12 protein-coding genes are annotated in these 12,414 nt (G+C 43.7%); 8 read left to right on the top strand and 4 right to left on the bottom strand.

What is annotated here, in order from left to right; translation table 11 throughout:
* Positions 1-116 precede the first annotated feature (116 nt).
* The 3 genes from CLV99_RS04115 to CLV99_RS04105 all read left to right on the top strand — a co-directional run bounded on the left by CLV99_RS04115 (position 117) and on the right by CLV99_RS04105 (position 2,410).
* On the top strand, positions 117-530 hold the full coding sequence (locus tag CLV99_RS04115) for an NUDIX hydrolase (protein ID WP_133583215.1): 414 nt from the start codon (positions 117-119) through the stop codon (positions 528-530).
* Positions 531-551: 21 nt separating this feature from the next.
* Positions 552-1,115, top strand: a complete 564-nt coding sequence (locus CLV99_RS04110) for a Crp/Fnr family transcriptional regulator (protein WP_133583214.1) — start codon at positions 552-554, stop codon at positions 1,113-1,115.
* Between the two features lie 68 nt (positions 1,116-1,183).
* The gene (locus CLV99_RS04105; protein WP_211348410.1) at positions 1,184-2,410 is read left to right on the top strand and encodes an MFS transporter; all 1,227 of its coding nucleotides are present in this window, start codon (positions 1,184-1,186) and stop codon (positions 2,408-2,410) included.
* 252 nt (positions 2,411-2,662) lie between these two features.
* Here CLV99_RS04105 and CLV99_RS04100 read toward each other — a convergent pair whose 3' ends face one another.
* The 3 genes from CLV99_RS04100 to CLV99_RS04095 form a co-directional block, all read right to left on the bottom strand.
* Positions 2,663-3,709 carry an NAD-dependent epimerase/dehydratase family protein gene (locus tag CLV99_RS04100; RefSeq protein ID WP_133583213.1) on the bottom strand — a complete coding sequence of 349 codons (1,047 nt, stop codon included), beginning with the start codon at positions 3,707-3,709 and terminating at the stop codon, positions 2,663-2,665.
* Between the two features lie 59 nt (positions 3,710-3,768).
* Entirely contained in the window at positions 3,769-3,945 is a 177-nt protein-coding gene (locus CLV99_RS23130) for a hypothetical protein (protein ID WP_162850020.1), read from the bottom strand.
* A gap of 304 nt (positions 3,946-4,249) precedes the next feature.
* Entirely contained in the window at positions 4,250-5,479 is a 1,230-nt protein-coding gene (locus CLV99_RS04095) for an acyloxyacyl hydrolase (protein ID WP_162850019.1), read from the bottom strand.
* A 108-nt stretch (positions 5,480-5,587) separates the two neighbouring features.
* On the opposite strand from CLV99_RS04095, the gene CLV99_RS04090 reads away from it, so the two are divergent.
* The 4 genes from CLV99_RS04090 (at position 5,588) to CLV99_RS04075 (ending at position 8,832) form a co-directional block, all read left to right on the top strand.
* Positions 5,588-6,235: an NAD(P)H-binding protein gene (locus tag CLV99_RS04090; RefSeq protein ID WP_133583211.1), complete on the top strand. Its 648-nt coding sequence runs from the start codon at positions 5,588-5,590 to the stop codon at positions 6,233-6,235.
* A gap of 76 nt (positions 6,236-6,311) precedes the next feature.
* Positions 6,312-7,592: an adenylosuccinate synthase gene (locus tag CLV99_RS04085; RefSeq protein WP_211348408.1), complete on the top strand. Its 1,281-nt coding sequence runs from the start codon at positions 6,312-6,314 to the stop codon at positions 7,590-7,592.
* A 79-nt stretch (positions 7,593-7,671) separates the two neighbouring features.
* Positions 7,672-8,244, top strand: a complete 573-nt coding sequence (locus CLV99_RS04080) for a Crp/Fnr family transcriptional regulator (protein ID WP_133583210.1) — start codon at positions 7,672-7,674, stop codon at positions 8,242-8,244.
* A gap of 27 nt (positions 8,245-8,271) precedes the next feature.
* Positions 8,272-8,832, top strand: coding sequence for a DUF4256 domain-containing protein (locus CLV99_RS04075; RefSeq protein ID WP_133583209.1), 561 nt, complete (start codon positions 8,272-8,274; stop codon positions 8,830-8,832).
* A gap of 65 nt (positions 8,833-8,897) precedes the next feature.
* Here the strand turns inward: CLV99_RS04075 and CLV99_RS04070 are convergent, their stop codons facing one another.
* A complete protein-coding gene (locus CLV99_RS04070) occupies positions 8,898-10,766 on the bottom strand; it encodes a TonB-dependent receptor plug domain-containing protein (RefSeq protein WP_133583208.1) in 1,869 nt (622 codons plus the stop codon).
* A 158-nt stretch (positions 10,767-10,924) separates the two neighbouring features.
* Here CLV99_RS04070 and CLV99_RS04065 point away from each other — a divergent pair, with 158 nt between their 5' ends.
* Positions 10,925-12,409: an aminotransferase-like domain-containing protein gene (locus CLV99_RS04065; protein ID WP_133583207.1), complete on the top strand. Its 1,485-nt coding sequence runs from the start codon at positions 10,925-10,927 to the stop codon at positions 12,407-12,409.
* Positions 12,410-12,414 lie beyond the last annotated feature (5 nt).

Below are 12,414 nucleotides of genomic sequence, written 5' to 3'. Positions count from 1 at the left end.
TCCACTGTAGTTCTTTACCCACTATAGACGTGGCGGTTTGAATTATTTCATATATACGCGCTTCGTATTTCAGTAGCTGATGATTTTCCTTATCTTAGAAGCCAGAAACAAAGGAAATGGAAAAAATAGCACTACCTACGGCCGGTCTTGTTGTAGTCGATAACAATAAACTATTACTGGGCTATAGCCGTAATAAAAAGGCCTGGTACCTGCTGGGCGGAAAGGTGGATCAAGGGGAGAATTCCCTCGAAGCCTTACTTCGTGAGATAGCAGAAGAGACCAATCTTCGATTAAGCCCCGATTCACTCCAGTTTTACTGTCATATATCTGCTCCAGCCTATGGAGAAAACCCCCATATCGTTATGGAGCAAGATTGCTTTTTGTATAAGCTGGAAGAGGAAATACAAGCCAGTAGTGAGATAGATGAAATCCGCTTTTTTGATTTCGACACCTATCAAAAAGAACCGATACAAGTCCCGGGCGTAGTCCTCTTATACCAACGCTTGATCGCGGATGGGTATCTCCATTAATAGCAACAGCATCTTCAGAACATGGAAGCACTCATTCCTATATTATGCGAGAAATATGGTGTCAGTCCCGAGCTGATAGCCCTACTCCTCTCTCGTATGGAAAAGAAATCCTATGGCTACCATGATATCGTCATTGGTCTACAGGAGCGCAAGCAATATTACTATATTATTAATGAAGGCATCTGGCGGGCATACCGCCTATTTGATGGAGAAGAAAGGACTCTTTGGTTTGAGCGCTATGGGGATATCTTATACTCCGAAGCATCCGAAGACTACATTATTGAGTCCATTTCCGACAGCTCTGCTTACGTCATCTCAAAAACAGACCTGGATACTTTTTGCAAAGAATCCCATGAGATTTCTAACCTGGTCCGTACGGTACTAGAACAATACTACTTTCAGATTACCGAATGGCTGGTCATGCTATGCCAGCCTACCGCCCGTGCGCGCTACCTCACTATACTCGAAAAAGACCCCGAGGTTTTTCAGCTGGTCCCTCAGAAATACATTGCCTCCTGTCTGGGTATGACGCCACAGTCGCTCAGCCGTATTCGAAGACAGTTGGTAAAACAAAACATTAGTTAACAAATGTTCACGTTTCCCCGTTTTTAAGCTTCTATTTTTGCCATCTGCTTCAAAAAAAATTAGAACAGATGGAAATGAAAAAGGAACTGCATAACTGGAAAAAGAAATTCGCTATCATATGGTCGGGACAACTGTTCTCTATACTGAGTAGTGCGACCGCCCAATTTGCTATCGTCCTTTGGATCGGAATGGAAACCGGTTCTGCGGAAGCTTTGGCTTATGCAACTGTCTCAGGACTGTTGCCTCAGATCGTGTTGGGGCCTTTTGCTGGCGTATTTGTAGACCGCTGGAATCGCAAGTGGACCATGATTGGTGCGGATCTCTTCGTCGCATTCTGCTCTGCTTTAATAGCCTTATTCTTTTATCTGGATATCGTCGAGCTGTGGGCTATTTATATACTCCTTACCTTACGCTCCATAGGTGGAGCTTTTCACACTCCAGCGATGAAATCGGCTGTTCCCCTCCTTGCACCAAAATCCGCTTTGGTACGTATCGCCGGAGTAAACGAGGTCATCCAATCCATTTCCATTATATGTGGGCCTATTCTCGGAGCAATAGGATTGCTCCATTTTGGGATGAGTGCGGTCATGCTATTGGATGTAGCAGGTGCTATCATTGCCTGCACTGCTTTGGTCTTTGTACGTATCCCCAAAGTAACGCAGGCGGCACAATCCGCTAAGTCTATCCTAAGGGATATGGCTTCAGGAGTAAGCATAATCTGGAAAAACAAAGGAATATCGTGGTTGATGGGCTGTGAGATAGTTATCAATTTCTTTGTTATGCCTATTGTCGCCGTCATGCCTTTGATGACCCTCCAGTATTTTAAGGGTAGCCCCTATCAGGTCAGTTTAATTGAAGGTCTGTATGGCCTCGGTTTACTTATCGGAGGGTTGGCCCTCAGTTTATGGAACCCCAAGATAAAAAAGACCGTACTCATCGTTTTTGGATTCTCCGCTCTAGGCATTGCATTAGCGACCTGTGGTGTATTACCACCTACTTACTTTACCGCCTATGCCGTAATGACCATCCTACAAGGGCTAGCGGTCCCTTTCTTCACTGGGCCGTACACCGTATTGGTGCAAACACAATTCGACCCCAAGTATTTGGGGCGTGTCTTCTCCATTTCTGGTAGCATTGTCCAATTGCCCGCCATGCTCGGATTGCTTTTCGCCGGGATACTGGCGGATGATATTGGTGTAGAAAAGGTATTTCTTATTGGGGGGATTGTCGTCACAACGACGGCCATATTTTTAAGCTTGATACCCGCTGTACGTCGCTTGGAAAAGGAGCATTAAAAGCGATTTCCTTCTGCATGACTGTTACTTAGAATGCGGTAGAGATGGTGCTACGAGCTAGTGGAGATAGTAGTAAGAAGGCTACTGAAACCGTGTTGAGTCCGAGTCCCCTCCGTGTTGACAGTAAGTATAACTTGCTCCCAGTATGGTGGTGCCTAAGACACAGCTCTCTCTCAATAGCTTTCAGCATTGCATCTCCCGTATAGCGAAGTACGATATTGGTGCAATACAGGTAGCTGTATTGCGCCGATATTACTTCAGATTTTTCCCGGCTAGATGAGCAAGATATCTATCTTCAGCGGCATAGTCAAACTGTTCAAAGGGATAGGCTGCAAGTTGAGGAAAGGCAGATTCCCAATTCTTTACGCCATACTGCCCTACCAGATTGAACAGATAGCGGTGGATAGAAGATAAATAGTCTCTATTTTTCAATCCTGCTCCAGCCAATATTCCTTCTGATCGGGTTGTATCTAATACGAACGGTCGCGGTACCGACCATGGAGTCATCCCTATATCTTTAAAATTTCCTTCTCCCTTATCAATAGGTACTAATTTACCATTATAATCGAGGTAGTCAGCTATCGTCTCTCCAATCTCTAGAACAGACAATGGCGAAGCATCCCCCACATTGACTACCTGCGTCTGCCGCAGGCCAACTGCCGCAAGACCGACTTCGGCGATCAAACGTCCCGAAGTTGTATGAAATAAACTCTCTCCACGATAGGCTACCGGGATTTGACGTCTTTGGTCGAGCATGCGTTTGACAAACCACCATTCCCTCGGGTGCTGCGAGTAGGCTCCATAAATGGCACAAGGTCTCAAAATCGTTAAGGGATTTCGGCTACCGGACAATAATACTTCCTCCAAGGCAACTTTTCGGGTAGAATAAGTCGCTGGACCAGCTTCTACCGTTGCATTCGTTTCCAAAATAGGTTTATCAAATAAAGGAAAGCCGCAACTGCCAGCTTCGTCCAATGTTCTACCATAAGCATCCTGGTACACACTAGACGAAGATGACACGATAAGGCTACTGTAATCAGACTGCATCTCCAGGAGCTGTAATCCTTCCTCTTCGCCAAAAGCCACCAAGTCTATTACCAAATCGGCACCAGCGGACATCATTTTGTCAAACGACGCACGTTCATAGCGGTCAAATCGTAACACTTCGGTCGTCTGTACATCAACCATATAGGGCAATGGGCTTCTGCAAAGTAGGACGACCTCCCAGCCTGCCTTATTCAACAATTGATAAAATGCATAGCCAATCTGTCCTGAGGCTCCTATAATAATGGCTTTCATTCTAGTTTATTTTTATTTCACATCATTCACCCGTAGCTATACCTGGCTCGCAGATCTTCTCAGACAACATATCCCTCGTCTTGATTCAGGAACTCGATGTCATCAATCCCGCTCGTCGGGTTGATTTGCCGCCAACGGCATTGTTGCACAAGTTCTTCTTTGAGACAGCATAGATGCAGGAGAATCGCCACAACAAATAAAATCAGTAAAGCTATAAAAACACGCTTCCTTTTCATGAGCTTTGATTTAGCAATTAGAGCAGTCATACGGGTATTTACCTAAAATCATAAGGCGATTATTTTACAGTTTCATTGTAAAACTAATCCGAACGTCACTTTTTTACCTAAAAAAAAGAACTCAAGCATCAAAAAGAGATTCTAAAACGTTATTTAAAACTTATGAATCCCACAAAACAAGGTAACAATTCTCTATGCTAAAATAACTATCTTTTGATAGATAGAATAAACAGTACATTTCTAATAATGTGCAATTTGTAAGGCTACCTTACTTACGCTATTGTGGGAGACATTCTAGGCTTATTTAATGACCTAGAAAAGATGGTGTCTTGTTATGAAATCGATAGCCTAAGCCCAACATGAGGTAATTGGGTTCGTGAAAGTCTTTTAGATTATAACCGATATGCAAGAAAGAACTTCTACTGGTACCTATCTTCAACGCAAAACTCTGGTAGGTGCCATTAAAATCCGCTCCCTTATATAAGACATTCTTTCCCAAACCGATGCCTATAGTGAATATAGGCATAATATACTCTGCACGTGCGGATATACCCAAGGCGACTTGCTGGTTCCAATTGGGCTTGAAGAATTGTTGTTGTGTGCCTACGATATAATCCTCCGTGTATACATTTGCACTACCATCATATATCCCATCTAAAGACAATCCTGTCCGGAAGCGATAACTCACATTGTACATCGGTGCAAAATAGGCTCCCACTACTGGATATTTATGGGGTGAGGCCACCTGACTACCGAAAGAATATACTCCTTTCCTCCGCCAGGAACCAAAAACAACTAGATCATAACTGATATGCTTCGGAAAGGCATGTGCCTGCAAAGTATTTGTCGCTTTCACGTCGACTGTTACTAGCTTAGAAACATCATACTGTAGTCCGATCTTTCCACCCAGCATATTTACGCCAGCATTGGGATACTCCGTATTGCCGTTGGAGAAATGAGTGATATCCGCCCCTCCTGTCACCGACAGCCTATCCATCAGCCGCCATTTTAGGAACATACCAAGATTGATATAAGCATTCTCACGCGAACCGACAATCAGATTCTCTGGATTGGTCTGTGGATTATAGGGTTTCCACCCGGTCGAGAGACCGAAATTCCATTCGTAGCCTAGTGATAGTCCTTTGCCCAGATTAGCAATCTCCGCATTCTGAAAAAAGTAAGTAGCAACTGGACTTCCAAACTCCTGCCCTCTACGAAAACTAAAGTATGCGATACCGATACCTTGTTCTGTATTTCGAAATACCTCCTTGCCAAGGCTACCAGTGGGTAATCCAAAGGAGTACTTAAGATGTCCTGAAAAAGCACTTCGGATACGTTGCTCCTGTCCGTTATGCTCCTTATAAAATGGAGAAGATGCCAAGACCGAGGCAGGTCTGAACTCGACCGCTATATGATGGCTATACCCTACTTTTTCACGGCTTGTACTATCGATTTTGGTAAGCAAATTCTGGCCAAACGCATTTGACAACGAAAAAGCTACAAAGAACAGCAGAAAGCATATACGGTTATTCATCAATAATTTGGAGACTATACTATAATTGAATATGATTGTAAAATAATAAAAAAAAGTGAACCCTATCCTTTTTTGTATTTTTGATTCGGTAACAAAATTAATATCCATATGAAAGCTCTATTAATTGGTGCAACAGGCGCTACAGGAAAAGATTTACTTCATCTATTGCTAGCTGACGATACCTTTAGCCGTGTTGATGTGTTTGTACGCAGATCGCTGTCTGTGCAGCATGAAAAGCTACATGTACACGTTATCGATTTTGATGCGGTAGAGCAATGGCAAGAGCTCGTCACTGGCGATGTGCTGTTCTGCTCTTTGGGAACGACACTAAAAGTAGCTGGAAGCAAAGAAGCCCAATGGAAAATCGATTATGACTATCAGTATAACTTTGCTAAAGCAGCGAGAGCCAACAACGTCCCTAAACTGGTATTGGTGTCGGCTGCATTGGCTTCTGCTACCTCTATTTTCTTCTACAACAAAATGAAAGGACAGCTGGAAGAAGCTATACAGGCATTGGATTTCCCTCGACTAAGTATATTTAATCCACCGGCCTTGATTCGAAAAGATAGCGATAGACCGGGAGAAGCACTTGCCATAAAAATCACAAAGTGGTTCAATAAAATAGGTTTATTGACCAAACAACGCCCCCTTCCAACCGAAATACTGGCTCAGGCACTCCTTCATGCTAGTCTGAATCAAAACGAGGGCTTTCATCGTTATGCCGGTGAAGAAATTTGGAAATACGCTGGCAAGTAGTTTCTTTTTGCCAAATGACAATTGGGCTTAGTTCAGTGCGTCCTACTTTTGTGCTATAAATCAAAGCACATAAGAAATGGCTAAAATGGATATTCTCGTAGGTCTCCAGTGGGGAGATGAAGGAAAAGGCAAGTTTATTGACAAAATATGTCCCAACTATCAGATTGTCGCCCGATATAATGGAGGTGCCAACGCAGGACATACCATATTTTGGAACGGTCACAAGATTACCCTCAAACTGCTGCCCTCGGGTATTTTCTACTCCCACATCACCAATGTTATCGGTAGCGGTGTCGTCATCAACCCTACACAGCTTAATCAAGAGATAGCCCAGTTGGCGGATATCTACCCTGAGCTCAACATACAAGAGCACCTACTCATCTCCCAGAAAGCACATTTGGTATTGCCTACAGACCAGTACAGCGATATCTACATGGAGGGGTCGGACCTATTCCGTACGATAGGCACTACAAAAAATGGAATTGGCCATGCCTATGCCAACAAAATGCTAAGACAAGGGTTTAGAGTTGGTGATATTTTCACTTCCGACTTCGCTTCTAATGTAGAGCAGGTCATACGTCGCGAATACCAATACTTGACCCGTCTGGGGCAGACCCTACCCGACTTTCAAGAAACTCTAGGTATCTTCCTAGCGAATATAGAAGCCCTCAAAGAGCTGACGATAACCGATACGGAAACCTTTATCAACAAATCGCTAAAAGAAGGAAAGCCCGTGCTGGCTGAAGGTGCTCAAGCAACTATGCTGGATATAGACCACGGTACCTATCCTTATGTAACCTCTTCCAATACGGTTGCTTCAGCGGCATGTGTAGGTCTAGGGGTTTCTCCCCGTCAGGTTGGCGAAATATTTGGTGTGTTGAAAGCTTACAACACCCGTGTGGGCGAAGGACCATTCCCTAGTGAAATAATAGGCAAGCTGGGCGACGAACTCCGTATCAAAGGAAATGAGTTCGGGTCCAACACCAAACGCCCCAGACGGATTGGCTGGCTGGATTTACCTGCACTCCAGTACGCCATCATGCTCAATGGTATCACCCAACTGATAATCACCAAATCGGATGTACTTAATGGAATGGATATTGTTAATGTTTGCACCCATTACGAACTGGATGGAAAACTTGAATACAACTTCCCTACTGTTCAAGATATAAGTCAATTAACACCACACTGGAAAGCCTTTTCTGGATGGAATGCTGATTTTTCGAAAATCAAATCTGCACAAGAGTTACCCTATGAACTGGCCCAATATCTTCGTTATTTGGAAGCTGAATTAGAGGCGCCTATCACGCACCTTTCTATCGGTCCTGAGCGGGATGCTATTATCAATTTAAAATAAAGTCGCGTGTATAATCCCCTACTTATAAGAATTAACAAAGGATTATTTGTAAATTTCATCCTGAAATCAAATACATAACATGAAAGAACTTATTGCTTTTGTTGAAAAGTTTGGACCGCTCAATGAACAGGAAAAAGATATCATTGGTAACGTATTCAAACATACCCAGGTTACAAAAGGAGAATACTTTGTAGAATGTGGCAATATAAGCAAACGGATTGCTTTCGTAGAGGATGGCGTATTCCGTTCGGTATACTATAATAAAAAAGGAGACGATTTTACCCGTTATTTTATTTATGAAGGTCGCTTCATTGGTGACCTTCATAATTTTCAACAGCAGGCTCCGTCCGATGACTGTATCGAAGCTGTCACCGACGCGAGCATCTGGTACATTGATTGGGAAAATTTTGCCACGCTAGAGAAACAGGTTAGTATTTGGCCCTTATTGATTAGTAAGCTTTATGCGTTTGTAGCAGAAAGCAAACTAAAGATGGCAAGCACAATGAAAAACCTCGATGCCAGTGAACGGTACGAACTTTTCTTAAGGCACTATCCCGGTCTGGCCAATAGGGTCCCCCTCAGCATGTTGGCCTCCTATCTCGGTATTACAGCCTCCTCCCTCAGCCGGATACGACGGACTATAGAGAATTAACACAGCATCCAACTATAAATCACCAAGATGAAAAACACCCCGCTATCAAACGAACAAATCACGGCACTAGAGGCGACTCTAAAAGAGCGTTTTGAAAAAAACAAGAATCGTCATCCAACATTGAACTGGGAAGAGGTCTGGAAAAAAGTTAACTCTGCTCCCGATAAAATGGCCTCATTGCACCAAATGGAAGAAACGGATGGACAACCTGATGTAATCGGCTACGATGAGAAGAAATCAGAATACCTCTTCTGCGACTGTGCAGCGGAAAGTCCAAAGGGCCGTCGGTCTATTTGCTACGACCAGCAAGCTTTAGACTCCCGAAAAGAACACAAGCCTAAACATAGTGCTGTCGCTATGGCAGCAGAAATGGGTGTAGAATTATTGACTGAAAGCGAATATGAGCAGCTACAACTATTAGGTGACTTTGATCTCAAAACCTCCAGCTGGCTACGGACTCCAGATGAGGTGCGGAGTCTAGGGGGAGCTATCTTTGGAGACAAACGCTACAAACGTACATTCATATACCACAATGGCGCAGAGTCATACTACGCCGCCCGAGCATTTAGAGGGATGCTTCGTGTCTGACAAAACGTGTTCTTCTTTCTGCATTCCTAAAAAGAATGTAGAAAGAAGAACAACATCTAAAAAAGCTAGCGTTTCCAATGGTAGCGCACTCCCATCGTATACCATCTGCCAGGCATAGGAACCGCGGCGGTCTCCTTATAACTCGCATCCAGCAGATTAGTTCCTTCCACATAGAAATTCCACCGGTTCAGGCCATAGCCTACACGCAAATCTGTAATAAAATAGGGTTTATGGAGTTCCCTTTTTATCCACCTACTTCCTAAGCTGAAATCCAACTTATTGATCTGATATAAAGCGCGTAGCAAGGTCTGATGCTTTAAGCTCTCGACAATAAACATGGATGTCACATTATCTGAATAGGTCATTTCTTTAGGTTTCAGATAGCTATAGCTCACATCGTATTTTAATCGCTGTCCGTCCGCTATAGGGATAACCTGCCCAAAACCAATATTCACCCCAAACATCTTATTGTTTCCAAAGTTAAACGGTTGGTAAGGCTCGCTCGCATTGCTACGAATACGGTCTATAAAATTGGAGATATTCCGATAGAACGCTCCTCCCTGTAGGTAGATATCCGACTTTTCATAGCGAAGTGCTAACTCATACTGCCATGCGTTCTCGGATTTCAAAGCTGCGTTGCCGATATTCCCCTTTTGTACAAGATAGAGGTCCGTATAGGTCGGAATCCGCTGACTAGAACCGACACTGAATGATGCCTTCCAGTTATTGGTAATGCTATACCCTACGTCTATTCCTGGAAACACCTGCCAGCCATACTGGGTATTATAGTTCAGGTAACTTCCGATATTCAATAGTACACGGTCAATAGCTTCTGTTTTATACTCCGCATATACGCCATGATTATAGCGGTTATGGTCCCCAAGATTGGTGCTCTCAACATCTTCATAACGACTTTCCAATCCGAAACCAAAATCACCGATACTTGTGTGTACTATGCTGTTTAGTTCTGCACTGTATACCTTCGTTTCATGCTCCGACCTCGCCGTTGATAAATCGTTTCTAAAATAACGATAATCGTCTCTGTTGCCTCTGTAACTCAATCTTGGCTTTAAGGAAAAATTGTTGCTCAGGTGGTGCGTGCTACCTACAGAAACTAACGCTGTTTTGACAATTTCATACGATTGCTTATCTCCAGGTGCCGCATAATAGCCATTGGCGCCAAAAGCATTGTGGATATACCCCGCCATCAGGTCTACCTCATCCCTCGCTCCCAATGCATACTTACCCTGATAGAAAGCTTTCAGATTCTCGGTACCACTGTTGTAGCGCTGTCCGTTGGACTTTGCTCCGCCAACAGAAATTAGGTTTTGTGTATGCGCATTACCGATATTCGCTACGGCTTGTATATCACCTCCGCCATATATGCCTTTTCCATCGCCCTCGTCCTTTTCAGAGAAAGAGGAACCGCCCTGAACACGTACAGACACATCTGTACCAACCTGTGGTCTGGTGATAATATTGATGGCACCTGTCAGTGCATTAATACCGTATACCCGTGCTGCGGGACCTTTTAGTACCTCGATACGTTCTACAGCATCGAGACTGATCGGAATATTCATGGAATGATGACCGGTCTGCACATCGGAGACTTTGACACCGTTAATTAATATCAGGGTCTGTTCGAAAGAGCCCCCATCGATATTGACATCAGCCTGTGTTCCAAAAGGACCTCGCTGTCTTATATCGACTCCCGGGATGTAACTCAGAACCTCATTAATAGATCGAACGGGCATCTTTGCGATATCCTCTTTCTGGATAATCTGTATGTTACGGTTCCTCTTATTAAAAGGAATTTGCAGTCGGTTTTCAGAAATAACGACCTCGCCTAGTGAAGTAGTATCCGAAGTTCGTATCTGTGCCTTGCTAGATACTGAAAGCGCCACAATGGGCAGGATTAAAAATAGTCTGTTCATGTGTGTATAACTTGATTTTCATCTGTCACATGGAATACTCATGGGTGTTTGTGCTTCGCTAAACATGAGTATTTCATTAAAGCATCGAAATGTATTTGTTTTGTTGATGGCAAAAGTCATATCTTTCCGGAACATTTAAATAGTCCACTTTCAACAATATGAGTAGTCCGGTTCTGCTATCCTTGTCTAGCTTTGTTACCCTGGATAGAAACACATCAACGCCACTCTTTGTGCAGTTGGCACAGCAAATCATAAACGGAATCCAACGGGGTTTTCTCGCTACAGGAGCCAAGCTCCCTGGTACACGTATCGTCGGCGATCAGCTTAACCTGCATCGAAAGACGGTCATCGCTGCCTACGACGAACTACAGGCTCAGGGTTGGATTGATATTATCCCCAATAAGGGGACCTTTGTACTGCTGCAAAGCAAAACAAAACAAGCTATTCCTTCTGCCAAACCTCCCCTGTCCAGTAGTCAGTATCCGACAAAGACTGGCTACGATATTCAGGCCTCCAATATATTAGACAACCCTTTTGAAGAGAATATCGTCCCCTACTCCTTCTCCGATGGAAACACCGACATACGGCTCACACAGGTGAAAAACCTTTCACTACAATACAGTTCCTCGATGAATCGTAAGGGCAGTTTGAAAAGAATGTCCCAATACCACGAGAACGGTAGCTTATACTTCAAAGAGCAGTTAAGCAATTACCTGAACCTCTCGAGAGGCCTTCATATTTCGAAATTTAACCTACTCATAACAAGAAGTTCCGAGATGAGCATCTACTTAATTGCTAAAGTAGTACTTAAGCCCCTGGACAAAGTGATTGTAGCGGAACTAAGCAATTTTGCCGTAAACATGACTCTCCTGCAAGCGGGTGCGACACTAGAAACCATCCCCTTGGACGAAGACGGTATCTCGATAGCCGCATTAAAAGACAAATTAAAGGCTGGTCCTATACGTATGTTGTATATCACTCCACACCACCATTACCCGACTACCGTCACGCTCAGTGCACAGCGTCGGTTGGAACTATTGCAACTTGCCAATGAATATGGCTTTGTGATTGTTGAGGACGATTACGATTATGATTTTCACTACGACAAGGCAGCAGTATTGCCCCTAGCCAGCGCAGATACCAATGGTATGGTTATCTACACCGGGACATTTGGCAAGTCCCTAGCGCCCGCCTTTCGTACTGGTTTTGTAGTCGCTCCACACAATCTTATACAGGAGATGAACAAATATCTGGGTATAATCGATAGGCAGGGCGATATCATCATGGAGCAAACATTGGGTGAAATGATTGAAGAGGGTGAAATACATCGACACCTAAAGAAATCCCTCAAGGTCTACAGGGATCGGCGGGACAATATGTCTGAGCTATTGAATGGAATGCTAAAAGAGCATATATCATTTGATATACCCAATGGCGGACTAGCGACCTGGGTCGAGTTCTACCAGACGAAATCACTGATGAGTATAAAAGAACGTTGCTTGAAACATGGATTATTGGTACCTCGACATATCCTCTATCAAAATCGGCAAATCTCTGCTATGCGTATAGGTTTCGGTCATATGGATACTCAGGAAATGGAAGAGAGTTTCTCTATTCTAAAACGTGTACTAGAGTCTTTTTGAGTTTT

The organism is Sphingobacterium yanglingense, assembly GCF_004363245.1.
In the GTDB taxonomy this organism is placed as follows: domain Bacteria; phylum Bacteroidota; class Bacteroidia; order Sphingobacteriales; family Sphingobacteriaceae; genus Sphingobacterium; species Sphingobacterium yanglingense.
Note: the sequence above shows the minus strand (reverse complement) of the source record. Positions and strands in the feature narration are given on the sequence as shown.

Excerpts from the sequence above, each read along its gene's own strand:
- CLV99_RS04115 (WP_133583215.1), top strand. The coding sequence starts at position 117 with ATGGAAAAAATAGCACTACCTACGGCCGGTCTTGTTGTAGTCGATAAC.
- CLV99_RS04110 (WP_133583214.1), top strand. The coding sequence starts at position 552 with ATGGAAGCACTCATTCCTATATTATGCGAGAAATATGGTGTCAGTCCC.
- CLV99_RS04105 (WP_211348410.1), top strand. The coding sequence starts at position 1,184 with ATGGAAATGAAAAAGGAACTGCATAACTGGAAAAAGAAATTCGCTATC.
- CLV99_RS04100 (WP_133583213.1), bottom strand. The coding sequence starts at position 3,709 with ATGAAAGCCATTATTATAGGAGCCTCAGGACAGATTGGCTATGCATTT.
- CLV99_RS23130 (WP_162850020.1), bottom strand. The coding sequence starts at position 3,945 with ATGAAAAGGAAGCGTGTTTTTATAGCTTTACTGATTTTATTTGTTGTG.
- CLV99_RS04095 (WP_162850019.1), bottom strand. The coding sequence starts at position 5,479 with ATGAATAACCGTATATGCTTTCTGCTGTTCTTTGTAGCTTTTTCGTTG.
- CLV99_RS04090 (WP_133583211.1), top strand. The coding sequence starts at position 5,588 with ATGAAAGCTCTATTAATTGGTGCAACAGGCGCTACAGGAAAAGATTTA.
- CLV99_RS04085 (WP_211348408.1), top strand. The coding sequence starts at position 6,312 with ATGGCTAAAATGGATATTCTCGTAGGTCTCCAGTGGGGAGATGAAGGA.
- CLV99_RS04080 (WP_133583210.1), top strand. The coding sequence starts at position 7,672 with ATGAAAGAACTTATTGCTTTTGTTGAAAAGTTTGGACCGCTCAATGAA.
- CLV99_RS04075 (WP_133583209.1), top strand. The coding sequence starts at position 8,272 with ATGAAAAACACCCCGCTATCAAACGAACAAATCACGGCACTAGAGGCG.
- CLV99_RS04070 (WP_133583208.1), bottom strand. The coding sequence starts at position 10,766 with ATGAACAGACTATTTTTAATCCTGCCCATTGTGGCGCTTTCAGTATCT.
- CLV99_RS04065 (WP_133583207.1), top strand. The coding sequence starts at position 10,925 with ATGAGTAGTCCGGTTCTGCTATCCTTGTCTAGCTTTGTTACCCTGGAT.